Genomic DNA, 12,642 nt, shown 5'->3' with positions numbered 1-12,642 from the left:
CTGTTTTGACCACAAACGCCGCTGGCGGCACCTGACACCCCCGACTTCGAGACGTGATTTCCAGACGGTACGAGTTTCGTCGACTAAGATCGGCGGTTTTCCGCACGGATCACCATTGCGGAAGCATCGCGGGTGGCGAAAATAGCAGTGATGGAAAACACACTTCTCGACTATTTGCAACGGATCCTCACAGCTCCGGTATACGACGTCGCCATTGAGTCTGCGCTCGAGATTGCTCCAAAGCTTTCTTCAAGACTGGGCAATCGCGTCTGGCTGAAACGCGAGGACACTCAGCCTGTCTTCAGTTTCAAGCTGCGCGGGGCGTACAACAAGATGATTCGGTTGTCGCCCGATCAGAGGGCGCGCGGTGTCGTGTGCGCTTCGGCTGGCAATCATGCCCAGGGGGTCGCGCTGGCCGCAGCGCGGTTGGAATGCCGCGCAACCATCGTGATGCCCGTCACGACGCCGAAATTGAAGTCCGATGCGGTGAAAGCACTCGGCGGTGACGTCATTTTTTTCGGCGAGAGCTACTCCGAGGCCCATGGCCACGCGATGGTCCTGGCCCAGCGCGACCAATTGGTTTTCGTTCACCCGTTTGACGATCCCGATGTGATCGCAGGCCAAGGAACGATCGGGATGGAGATCCTGCGTCAGCATCAACATCCGATACATGCTCTGTTCGTTGCGATCGGCGGCGGCGGATTGATATCGGGTGTTGCCGCTTACGTCAAAGCCGTCCGCCCCGATATTCGCATCATCGGTGTCCAAATGACAGACTCTGATGCGATGATCCGTTCCGTAAAAGCGGGAATACGCGTTTCGCTTGGCGAAGTTGGATTGTTTTCCGACGGAACCGCCGTGAAGGTTGTCGGCGAAGAGACGTTTCGATTGACTCGCGAATTGGTCGACGATTTTATTGTCGTCGACACCGACGACGTTTGCGCAGCGATCAAAGACGCCTTCGAAGACACACGCAGCATCCTTGAACCGGCCGGAGCGATCGGCATCGCAGGGCTGAAACAGTACGCCGCCCTTCACAACCTGAAAGACGAAAGCCTGATCGCGATCACCTGCGGCGCGAACATGAACTTCGACCGGTTGCGATTTGTTGCTGAAAGGGCCGAAGTCGGCGAAGATCGCGAGGCGTTGTTGGCGGTAACGATCCCCGAAGAGCGCGGAAGTTTCAAAGATCTCTGCCAAGCGATAGGCGATCGCAGTGTCACGGAGTTCAATTATCGCTTTTCTAGTCACGGCGAAGCTCATGTGTTGGTCGGATTGGTGACCGACGGACGCGATGAAGCCCGTACGATCCAAAAGACGCTCGCCGATGCCGGTTTCGAATCGATCGACTTGGTCGACGATGAATTGTCGAAAGAACATCTGCGATACATGGTCGGCGGTCGAAGCCCGTTAACGGCGGAAACCGATACCGAGCGTCTGTTCCGTTTCGAGTTTCCGGAGCGACCGGGTGCCTTGATGCGATTCCTTTCCTGCATGCCACCGAATTGGAACATCAGCCTGTTTCACTATCGAAATCAGGGCGCCGATTTCGGGCGCATTCTTGTTGGCGTACAGATGGGGCGAAGTGGGCAAGACGTGCTGGAAGAGTTTCTCGGTCGAATTGGTTATCGATGCGTCGAAGAAACGCAAAATCCCGTCTACCAAATGTTCTTGCGATGAACGACGCAATTGTCGTCTCGATGCTGTCGCGTGGCGCGGCGCTGGCCTACGATAGTCAGTAGCCTTGTCCTTGCGTTTTCAATTCACTTGCCTTTCTACGCTGTTTGTTCCGCCAATGGTACCGATCCGAGCGACCATCCTGCCGGCCAACGATGATTCGCTTGATCGAGCCTGCGAATTGCTAAGCAGCGGCGAACTGGTGGCGATTCCTACGGAGACGGTATACGGTTTGGCCGCCAATGCTTGGGATGCGGATGCCGTTGCCAAGATTTTTTTGGCCAAGGGAAGACCCTCGAGCAATCCTTTGATTGTCCACGTTGCTTCGGCCGACGAAATCGGGCGGGCGGTTCGGATGCCATTGTCGAGGCCGTTGCAAAAGCAACTCGATTCGTTGGTCGATCTTTGGCCAGGACCGTTTACCGTGGTATTGCCGGTGAACGAAAGAATCCCATCGCTGGTCACGGCTGGTCGAAACACGGTTGCCGTTCGTGTGCCGTCACATCCGGTTGCGTCGGCACTACTGCGACGGTGTCCGTTTCCGATCGCGGCACCCAGCGCCAACAAATCGAAGTATGTCAGCCCGACGACCGCGGACCATTGCGTATCGGGATTGGGAGATGATGTCGCCCTGGTTCTTGACGGAGGCCCCTGCGACCTGGGGCTTGAGTCGACAATCCTGTTGCTCGATGAAAGGGGGCCGCGACTCCTGCGTCCCGGCACGATTTGCGCGGAAGATCTGGCCAGCCGGTTGAAGGTCGAGGTGTCAGATTTAATCGTCGTCGACAACGACAAGTCCGAAAGCGATCCATCGTTCATTTCGCCCGGAACGATGCGCGAACATTATTCACCGCGAACGCCGCTGCGATTGATTGGTGACGACGAAGTCAATTCGGTTGTGCCGCCCGGAACGGGCAGGATCGCGTTTCGCGCACTGACGTCGGAAATTGCATCGCGATATGAACGCGTCGAAACGCTCAGCCAAAACGGTGTCCTTGCCGAAGTCAGTCACAATCTTTTCGCGGCGCTGCGCCGGCTTGATCAATCCGGACTGCAAGTCATTCTGATCGATCAATGCGAACCGGTGGGACTTGGGCGAGCCATCATGGATCGGATCCATCGCGCGGCGGCGGGGCACTGCGAAGGCGACACTTCGGAACATTGAAGCGATGGCTCCTGGTTGTGGAACCTGCTTCGTCAATCACTCGGCGTCCGCTCCGCGAGGCTGGGTGTGCATCTTCCAGTCTTCTTCGAACTGATCAAGTTTTAGGTCCTTGGCCGGCGGCAGATTGCGTGGGCCGGGCCGACTTGATGCGGGCAACTGTGACACAATCATCGCCTGATCCAGAGGATCGAGACCGAGCGCAAGCTGCATGTCGGCCAGGGCTGCGAACCAGCGCTGTTGCGCTTCGACCAGCTTGATTTCTGTTTCGTTAGCTTTCGATTCCAGCAGGTTCAAGTAGATCAAGTCGATCTTTCCACGCTCAAAAGCAAACCGGTACCTTTCCAGCGAATCGAAGGCGGCCCGCAGTGAAATTTCGGCCTGTTCGACGACTTGGGAAGACAACACTAGCGCGTTGTAAGCCGTTTGCAGTTCGGCGCCAATTCGGTTCTGCTGAAGCCGAAGCTTCTCGTTCAATTGAAAGATTTTGGCGGTTGTCGATTGAATCTTCCCGCGTGCTTTGCGCCGCTGAATCGGTACTTCGCCTTGAATGCCGATGACCAATTCAAAGTCGCCTTTGTCTCTCTTTGAGGATGCGGCCGCTCCCATGTCTTGCGAACCATCGGCAACAAAATCCAGTCGCGGCAGCATTTGATTGCAAGCCAATTGACGATCAAATTGGATCTGTCGAATCTCTAGCTGCAGCAGTCGCGGCTCGGGGCGACGTGCCAGCGCCGCGGCCAAGTCGGATTCGAAATCGTTCAGCTCGGGCAATTCGATGACCGGAAAGTGCATCGGCAACCAACTATCCGGTGGCACCAACGGTTGGCCGGTTTCGTTTCGCAAGTACAACGACAACTTGAATGCTGTGGAACGAAACTTCTGTTCCGTTTCCAGTACCTTCGCGCGTCGCTCGGCGATCAATTGCCGGTTAAGAATCAGATCGATTTCGGCAAACTTGCCCGCCTCGAAGCCGACTTCGAATTGTTCGCCTCGCAGTTCTGCCAACTTCAAGAGTTCGCGCTGCGCTTCGACCATCGCACCGACGGCAACCCATTGCCAATAGGCGTTGACGGCGTCGCGAGAAGCGTCCAGGATCGATTGCTGAACGATAGGCTCGGCCATCTGGCGATCGATCGATGCTTGAAAGACGGCGACACGTCGCGGGTCGATGGCCCGTCCTTGCAGCAGCGGCGTCACGATCGCGACTTTGAATTCGCCACCATCGTTGGTATCACGTTCCTGATACCAAGGCTCGAATTCACCACGTCCGATTTGATAGCCAGCCGAAACGTAGCCTCCCCACCACGTATCACGGGCCACGCCAATGCCATGTCGATAGTTCTGGTAGAACCCAACCGGTTCGTTCAGCGAGTAGCCCTGCAGTTTGGTGTCGAAGGCGCCATAGGCTTCGACCAATAAGCCGTTCGCCAACGCATTCTGTTGGCGTGCGGCGGCTATCGATGGGTAGTCGCGGTACAGGCTGGCGATGACGTCTGCCAACCTTAGATCGCCTTCGCCTCGCGTGACCGCGGCTTCGCCTGATGAACTGGCATCTGGATCCGGCGTGTATCGCGGTGACGACGTCGGCTCGCTATCCAAAACCGCCGCAGATTCTGGGTCATTCGGAATCTGGGGAACCGCTGCGTCGCCCTCAGGCACAATCGGTTCAGCGACTTCCTGCTGTGCGACGAACAGTGCCGGAAACGAAACCCAGGCTGGTTGCTCTGGGGGCGTCTGTGCGACAACGGCGGAAGGCGAATATGTCGCGATTGTGGTGACGAACCCGGCGACCAAACGCGCCATCCAAAGCCGATGCAAAACTACCCTTTGGGCAGCTTTACTTTTCCGCCTTTGTCTTTCGATTTTCCAGGTTCGTCGTTGGCGATGACCGGCGGAAAACCATTGAGTTGACGCCATATTTCGTAACCGAGCGGAACTTGCTTTAAGAGCACCCAACCGTTGGCACGCACTCCCTGACGAAGGTATCGGTCATCCGGCCATGCATTCTCTTGCCCATTCGGTTCCTCTGGAACAATCAACACTCTGAAATTACCCTTCCCGTCGTCGGTTGGGAAGACTCGGTTGACTTTACCGCCAAATGTTCCGATTGCCACCGAAGGCCATCCGACGAACTGGACGGCCGGCCATCCCTCAAACTGCAGTCGTACACGATCGCCTTCATGAATCAGCGGCATGTCGTTGCCGGTCACTTTCATTTCCACGCCCAATTCGTCCGTGTCCGGCACGATGGTGAACAACTGATCTCCCTCTTTGATCGCGTCGCTACCCACCAATCCGCTCCACTGCTGGATGAAGCCGGACCGGGGCGCGGTAATGTCCAGTCGATCGAATTCGTCGCGTTTGGTTTCCAAATCGATCGCTTCTTTCTCGATCGTTCTTAACTTTTGGATGGATTCGAGAACCTTTTGATTGGCTTCGCGGTTTTTGATGTCGATGTCACGCTTTTTCGATTCGATCTCTTCCTCTTTCGACTTCAGGGCCGCGTACGCTTCCTCGGCGCCACTTTCTGCTTTGAACACCTTGGCTTGCTGGCCTTCAACAGCCTGTCTTTTGGAGAATAACTCTTCCTGCGGAATCAAGCCTTTGCTGGCAACGGCTTCGGCGATGCGAAGTTGGTTGCGTTTATCATTCAATTCAGCTTGCATCGCCTGCACTTCGTTCTTCGCCTGTTCCCATTTCTGATTCGCGGCGCGATAGTCCTGGTTCAGTGATTCGGTCAGGTTGAGTCCGCTGGCTTGCTGCAATTGCTCCGCTTGCTCGGCGACGGAAAGGCTAAGTTCGGCTGCTTCCCGTTTCTGGTCGATTGCGAAAATCTGCGTATCGATTTGCAATACGCCGCCTTCAGCAAAGGGCGCTAATCGCATCAGCAGTTCATCTTTCTCGACATAGCTGCCTTCGCGCAAGTCGGGTCGCACGAATCGGATCACTCCCTTCGTAGGGCTCATCACCGGTTGGGGGCGGTCCTGGGGATCGATGGCCACGACGGATCCCGTGCCACGCGCTGTTTGCCGCCACGGCGCGAAAACCATCGCGACGATCGAGATCGTCAAAAGGAAAAACGTCAAACGCCCCAACGTTCGTATGAAGCGTCCGGTTCGCACCAATTGCAACGCAGGAAAGTCGGAAACCAATTCGGTTGAATTCGGCATGTCAGGTTCAATTCCGGTGCATCAATTTGTTCGGACGGATATTTGTTGGTCGCACTTAGAAGCCAACGCGTCATCATTGGTCACGATGACGAGCGTCCACGGCGCATTCGGATCGGCCAGGACTTGGAAAAGCGAGTCGCGAGAGTCTGCGTCAAGGTGATCGAGAATCCCGTCAATGACCAATAGTTTTGGATGGCTACTGATCGCTCTTGCCACCATCAATTTCTCAGACTGGGTGCGGCTGAGCGGATAGGCATTGGATTGCAACTTGGTTTGAATGCCATCGGGAAGTCGCAAGACATCCTCCCAAAGGCCGACCAAATGCAGTACCTCCCGCACTCGATTTTGCCCAATCCCGGATCGACCCAAGTCGATATTTTCAGCCAATGTCGAATGGAAGACTTCGACGTCACCGGCATAGGCAATCATTTGACCGGCGCTGGCTCGACCGGCGTCACCCGCGTCCCATCCTGCCACTTCGGCGACACCGTGATTTGGTGCGACCAGTCCCACCAAAGATTTTGCCAGCGAAGACTTTCCACTGACGTCATCTCCAACGATCGCGACACGCGAACCCGCCGAAATTTCAGTCGCTGAAATCTTTGATGTTCCCGTCGCGAAATGAAATTCAAGATCGTCCCAACGGACACTGGCCGGACCATCGGGACTCACTCCGATCGACGATCGAGGATCAACCGGGACGTCCAGCAAGTGACCGACCTTGTCGATTCCGGCCATCAAGTCATAGAACTTCTCAAGCGACTTGCCCGCTTTGGCAAAAGCGCCCACAACCACGGTGACGACCAACTCGCTGGCCACCAATTGTCCGAGCGTCAATTGGCCTTGGATGACCAACCATCCGCCCAACCCGAGCACGGCCGTCGACGCAATGACTTGCAACCCAATGGCAAACGTGACTTGACGAAGAACCACACGAAACTGTTTGCGCCGCTGTTCCAGATAGAGCGACACCAATCGGTTGGCGCGAGAAACGGCCAGACCTTCGCCGCCGTTGATCTTGAATGCCGACGGCGACGCAATCACATCCTGTAACCAATGCGCGATCCGATACTTCACGATCGATTCATCAATCGCGGTCCGAACGCCGCCGCGTCCCAGAATCCAGGTGATCGAAATCATGCTAATCACCAACACGATGTCGAATCCCAATAAAAACGGGTGATAGAACGCCAGCAATACCAATCCCAAAACGGTCGTCAAGATGATCGAGACACCGTCCATCAACAGCACCGCGGTTGCTTTCTGGATCGTCATGATGTCGAAGACTCGGTTGGCCAACTCGCGAGGGTATTCGCCGGCAAGCGATTCGCGGTTTGCGCGCGGGAACCGGTGCGCCAGATCGCCAACGATCCGAACCAATTGTCGTCGCTGAATCGTTTCCACAAGCACGGTTTGCAAGACCTTTAGAAAGCCACTGATCCCCAAGCACGCCAATAACATCATCGCGATCACCAACAGCGGCTGCACATAGGTGCCCCAGCTGACAACGTTGACCATCGATTCGATGGCAAGCGGCGTTGCGAGCGAGAGGCCCCCAGCGACAAAAGCGAACAGCGAGATGGTCAGAATGTCTCGTAAGTCCAACTGCAGCATCCCGATGAATCGGCGCAGCGGTTTGGGATGGTCGTGATGGTGCGCGCCATGGGCCGAATCACCGTGGCCCCCGCCACCATGCCCACCGCCGCTATGCCCACCGCCACCGTGGCCTTTTCCGGCATGACCGCCTGCGGCGAACGAGTCGCATTCCAATTCTTTCTTCGCGACAAACACGGCCTGCGGCTCCGAACCGAAAAGCATCTGTCGGAGGCGAGACTTTCCGATCGCGCGAGGCGCAACCGGACCACCCACGATACTTATATCGATCTTGCGACCGGCAAGCTTCTCCAGCACCGCGATCGATCCATCCTGGTTTGCCGAAACGACGGGAAATCCTTCGCCAATCAGGTCGTAGACTTCGTCGACGTCCGACAATTCGATCAGCTTCAAATAGATCCCGGCCTGTTTGCAACCCTCGACCAACCCGCCGCACGATGCGGGGATTTCGCGGTCGGGATGCACCAACAACTTGGCTTCGTACAAGTCCACGGTGCTACGGTCGATCCCAAACCCAAGTGCCGAGGCGATGCGAGTGATCGCACCGTAGAGCACTTCTTCGGTGTAGGTCGCTTCGTCAGCCGAGGACGGGTTCGCCGAAGGCTGGTCGTTGGATTCTGAGTCTGCAGTCATCTATATTTTCAGTTCGACAGGGCGGAAACTGACGTGATCGGTTCCCAGGTACTAGAGTCGGTGTAGCGGAAAAGCTGACTTTCATCAATCGCGACCAAATGTAGCCATTGGTTTGTCAACAATTGGGCGACCCCGGCATGTTTTGCCAGGACCCGCTCTATGGACGCTCGGGGCGCGGCAATCACCGAAAGCAACCGCAGCGGATGGTGTTGAAACGACGTGCCGGTGTGCAGTGACTGCCAAGGCAATCCGGTCATCAAGTCACCTCCATTGCCTGAAAACAGCCCGAACCGCCCGACCACGTTGTGAACCGTTTTCGTCCCGCTGCCGAAATGAAGATTGTCCACCGTTGATGCGTAATATTGCATGTTGATCAGGTGAGCCACCACCATGGGTGCCGTCATGATCGATTCCAAAATCGAGCCCGATGGATCGTCTTTATGATCATACGTGTGAAGGAAAGTTCGACCGTCCAAGTCCGTCGACTCGGTCATTCGTCGGGAGCCGACGATGAATGCCGCATTTCCCGCCAAACCCCATTCGGGACGAACTTCCGACCAATCCGTACAGCGGTCCATCAGGTCCGCGACTGATTTCGAAGCGATGATGGGAAGACGTTCGGCCCGATTTCGCTCGGATGCCGATCGTGTCATCTTCGCCAGTTGCTGGAAGTCGCCAAGCGATTCCTCCGGCAGCTCGTCGGTTTCAAAGAATGCGATCTCGTCGTTGGTCGTGTTATGCAACGCGGCAACGAAACGGGTGCCGTCGGGAATCTCGATACCTCGCTCGGCCAAATTCGTTCGAATGAACGGTTGGTTCAACAGCATCGCGGCGAATCGCGCGTTCGATTCACCGGTATGCCCGCCACACGCGCCACAGTCAAGTCCGGCGGCCAATGGATTGTTGTCCGTTCGGCTGCCGTGGCCACAGAAGACGACAAGCGGAGCGAAGTTTTTGGTCAGGCCGATTCCTCGCAAGACGCCTTCCGCCATATCGGCTTGGTGAGTGGTTGTGATGCCCTGTGCGTTGAGCCCACACAGCATCGGCCCCAAATGTTCGCGGTCCGCCTTCGCAACTCCGTCAAAACGGTGGCCGTCGGACAAGCCAAGATCCCAACGAAGCGTGCGTTTCAAAAGTGAGAAACCATTCAGCAACCCTGCTGTTTCAACGGCCGCGAAACACCCGACCGCCGAAGTGCTGAATCGCTTCCACGCCTGACGGAAACCGCGAATGGTGGTTCGGTGAGCAATCGAGTCCAACGCTGCTTGTTCACCAGAGCCCCGCAGTCCTTCGTGAACCTGGAATTTCGGGGACAACAAAAGCGGTACCTGCGCGTTCCCCGATGAGGATCCGATCGGAACAAACTCGATCGGCAAGCCGAAGAAGCCCGCAAAGCCAAATGTCTCGATTTCACGGTTGCTGGTCGCTTCCAGGTGGCGTCGCATCCGCTCGGACCGAACATCGATACAGAATACCATTTGGGCAACCGTCGACGACGGAACTGCGGTGTCCGGTACATCGGGCAAAACGTTCAACCGAAGGAGAAGTCGCTCGCGAAATTCGATTTCGCAAGCGCGAAGTAACAGGTGTCGAAGGGCAATATCGTCTCGGTTCGACCATGCCCCTGACGAACTCACGTCGACTTGATCTTGATCGCCCGCCGCCATCGCGTCCCACGGCACGGAAACCGTCGCTTGATTGGCAAGGACAACGTCATAGGCAAGTCGCATCGCGATCAATGCAATCAAGTCGGTCGACAGCTCATCCTTTCGACTTGCCATGTCAACTTGGAACTTTGCCCACGCAGCCCACCCTGACACGGATTGCATCTGACAACTCAGAAAGCCTTCCCACAACGGCGATGGAACGCCGAGCGAGTTCAGGCACATCGCGATCGATTCCTCCGGCGTCGCTGGCATCGCGGTCACAAATTTTCGAAATCCTTGCAGTCCCAGGATCTCAATTTTGCGATCTCGTGATGCTGCGGATAACCATGCCTGATACAGCGGCAGATCTTTCCATGGGCTTTGCCATGCCGCTTGACCGTCATCGTAGTGAGCGGCGCAGTGTTTTGATACTTCCTCGCGGATGGTCGTTGTCCAATCCGTCCCCTTTTGACCGTCGACGAATTCCGAGATGGTTCGAAGCGACCGATCTTTGTTGGTTGACGTACCCGTCGGCTGAACCAACAACGGCAACGGATCAAATGAACGGAGTTGCTTTACCATCGATTCCGAAGTTAGGTTCGCGTTTGCGATCGATTCATCGGTTGCAAGTTCCTTTATCGCTAGTTCGATTGCTTCGACCGTCAATCGTCCTTGCTTGAGTTCGTTGGCGTAATACGCAAGCGGCATCAGCGTCTCGCAGTCCGAATAGACTCGCAGTTTCTTTCGAGCGTCGAGAAAACGATGTTCGGTAAAGCCTCCCAGCGGGTTGACCGCGACATAGTCCTTCAACGGCCAAACGGCTGTCATGGAACTGCAGACTTGTTCAAGAATTTCGCGGATCCGTGCCCCGCCATCCGACCAAGGCGCCGAATGTGCGGATGAGGCTGCGAGACTAGGGTCAGCGACCGAGGGGATCGATAAAGTGGGGGACATGATTGCTGCTGAAGTGAAAGAACGTGCGGGTCAGGAGTTGAACGTTAAGCTCTGAATCCGACGATTCGCCGGATGAACGCATCGACATAAAATCCATTGGTTGCGTGGACGTACAACGACGAGCGCCAACCGCCGATTGATCGGCTTGCACCGGAGTGGCTGAGATAGAACATTCCCACAAATGTGATCGCCACCATCACAACCACGACCCAGGAGGGTGCCGAGTCGACGGTCGGCACAAATGGCGAAACCAAACGGTCTGTTGCGAAGAACGTCGCCGAATACAGAGTGGACAACCCAATCGTTGTTGCGATCCCGATCAGAATCGAGCCAGCCTTTCGGGTAGCAAAGGTTTGGACCAACCAGAACGTTAACGCGATCGCCAACGTGAAACCCATCACGTAGCCGCCCGGTTTGGCTGACGGCGAAACTCCGAATGCGTACATAGATGCAGACATGATGGCGATGGCAATCGCCGCAGCGGCCACACACAGTAATTTGGATGCCAGAGCTCCCGAATCGTTTGTTGCCGATCGCGTCTCTTGTCGGATCTGATTGGGAACGTCCGTCGCCGTCCGATTGGCGATGACGCTACCGCTGGCAAGGAACGCATGGGCCTTGTACAGCGAGTGAGCCAGAATGTGAAGCATCGCTGCGGAAAATGCGCCGAGGCCGCACTGCAACATCATGAATCCCATTTGTGCGATCGTTGAATAGGCAAGCGATCGCTTGATGCTGTTTTGGGTCAGCATGACGGTCGCTGCGAAGCAAGTGGTTGTGGCGCCGATGATTGCCAAAACGGTCATCGCCATGGGAGCCGACGCGACCAACGGGCTGGTCCGGATGATCAGGTAGCCGCCCGCATTGACGATCCCCGCATGCATCAGAGCAGACACGGGCGTCGGAGTTTCCATCGTCAATGGCAACCAAGAATGAAATGGCAACTGGGCCGACTTGGTGACTGCGCCGAACATGATCAGCCAACCGATCAAGTGGGTTGCATTCAAGCCAGTCGCATCAGCTTGGCCGCTGGCCTGAAGACCTTCGACCGCTGCGAACAGTTGATCGAACTCAAACGTTCCGAATTGGCGATAGACAATAATGATCGCGCCAATCAAAGCAGCGTCGCCCAGGCGGCTGAACGCAAATTTTTTCCAAGCCGCTCGGACTGCTAGCGGTCGATCGGGATAGTGCAACAGCAAATGATGCAGACCCATGCTGGTCGCAACCCAGGCCGCAAAGAACATCAACAGGTTGCCCGAGATCACCATCCACGTCACCGCGCCGATCGTGCCGGCGGTCCAACGAAAATACCGACCCTGCGTCGCTTCGCCGTCGAGGTAACGGATCGAGTAGCGACAGATCACCCAGCCAATGAAGCTGACCAGTGCCAGCATCGGTGCTGAAACGCCGTCGTACCTCAGGCTCACTGCGACCGCCGACGACCCGCCGGGCGGGAACAGGCTGACTTGCTGGGCGGCGCCACCGGAGGCAAGCCAAAACAGCATTGCGGCGACCGAGATCAGGAACTGAGCCGCCGCTAAGCCGGTGGCGACCGACCGGATCGAATGCACGTGTCGATTAGCCACCGCCGACGGAATCAGCAGAAAACTGACCATCCCGGCCGCGGGTAGCGTGATCATCCAAAGTAGCGCGCCGTTCATCGAATGCAACCTTTAAGAAATGTGAATCGTGTGACACGAAACATATAACACGACAAAGTTGTCGTCAATTGTTCTTCGTGTGTTTTGATGCCCGTCATGAGGATTCATTGCCACGAAAA

The 12,642-nt window shown here is 56.2% G+C and carries 7 protein-coding genes; 2 read left to right on the top strand and 5 right to left on the bottom strand.

What is annotated here, in order from left to right:
- The first annotated feature begins 132 nt into the window (after positions 1-132).
- Positions 133-1,680, top strand: a complete 1,548-nt coding sequence (ilvA, locus tag Poly51_RS24650; protein ID WP_261344130.1) for a threonine ammonia-lyase, biosynthetic — start codon at positions 133-135, stop codon at positions 1,678-1,680.
- Positions 1,681-1,795: 115 nt separating this feature from the next.
- On the top strand, positions 1,796-2,842 hold the full coding sequence (locus tag Poly51_RS24645; protein ID WP_146461094.1) for an L-threonylcarbamoyladenylate synthase: 1,047 nt from the start codon (positions 1,796-1,798) through the stop codon (positions 2,840-2,842).
- A gap of 36 nt (positions 2,843-2,878) precedes the next feature.
- Here the strand turns inward: Poly51_RS24645 and Poly51_RS24640 are convergent, their stop codons facing one another.
- The 5 genes from Poly51_RS24640 to Poly51_RS24620 are packed head-to-tail and all read right to left on the bottom strand — an operon-like array spanning position 2,879 to position 12,523.
- Complete coding sequence (locus Poly51_RS24640; protein WP_146461092.1) at positions 2,879-4,645, bottom strand: TolC family protein; 1,767 nt, start codon at positions 4,643-4,645, stop codon at positions 2,879-2,881.
- A 17-nt stretch (positions 4,646-4,662) separates the two neighbouring features.
- Entirely contained in the window at positions 4,663-6,012 is a 1,350-nt protein-coding gene (locus Poly51_RS24635) for an HlyD family secretion protein (RefSeq protein WP_146461091.1), read from the bottom strand.
- A gap of 21 nt (positions 6,013-6,033) precedes the next feature.
- Positions 6,034-8,259 carry an ATP-binding cassette domain-containing protein gene (locus Poly51_RS24630; protein WP_146461089.1) on the bottom strand — a complete coding sequence of 742 codons (2,226 nt, stop codon included), beginning with the start codon at positions 8,257-8,259 and terminating at the stop codon, positions 6,034-6,036.
- A gap of 8 nt (positions 8,260-8,267) precedes the next feature.
- Complete coding sequence (locus Poly51_RS24625; protein WP_146461087.1) at positions 8,268-10,859, bottom strand: YbcC family protein; 2,592 nt, start codon at positions 10,857-10,859, stop codon at positions 8,268-8,270.
- Between the two features lie 44 nt (positions 10,860-10,903).
- Complete coding sequence (locus Poly51_RS24620) at positions 10,904-12,523, bottom strand: proton-conducting transporter transmembrane domain-containing protein (RefSeq protein WP_146461085.1); 1,620 nt, start codon at positions 12,521-12,523, stop codon at positions 10,904-10,906.
- Positions 12,524-12,642 lie beyond the last annotated feature (119 nt).

Source organism: Rubripirellula tenax (assembly GCF_007860125.1).
In the GTDB taxonomy this organism is placed as follows: domain Bacteria; phylum Planctomycetota; class Planctomycetia; order Pirellulales; family Pirellulaceae; genus Rubripirellula; species Rubripirellula tenax.
Note: the sequence above shows the minus strand (reverse complement) of the source record. Positions and strands in the feature narration are given on the sequence as shown.

Excerpts from the sequence above, each read along its gene's own strand:
- Poly51_RS24645 (WP_146461094.1), top strand. The coding sequence starts at position 1,796 with ATGGTACCGATCCGAGCGACCATCCTGCCGGCCAACGATGATTCGCTT.
- Poly51_RS24640 (WP_146461092.1), bottom strand. The coding sequence starts at position 4,645 with ATGGCGCGTTTGGTCGCCGGGTTCGTCACCACAATCGCGACATATTCG.
- Poly51_RS24635 (WP_146461091.1), bottom strand. The coding sequence starts at position 6,012 with ATGCCGAATTCAACCGAATTGGTTTCCGACTTTCCTGCGTTGCAATTG.
- Poly51_RS24630 (WP_146461089.1), bottom strand. The coding sequence starts at position 8,259 with ATGACTGCAGACTCAGAATCCAACGACCAGCCTTCGGCGAACCCGTCC.
- Poly51_RS24625 (WP_146461087.1), bottom strand. The coding sequence starts at position 10,859 with ATGTCCCCCACTTTATCGATCCCCTCGGTCGCTGACCCTAGTCTCGCA.
- Poly51_RS24620 (WP_146461085.1), bottom strand. The coding sequence starts at position 12,523 with ATGAACGGCGCGCTACTTTGGATGATCACGCTACCCGCGGCCGGGATG.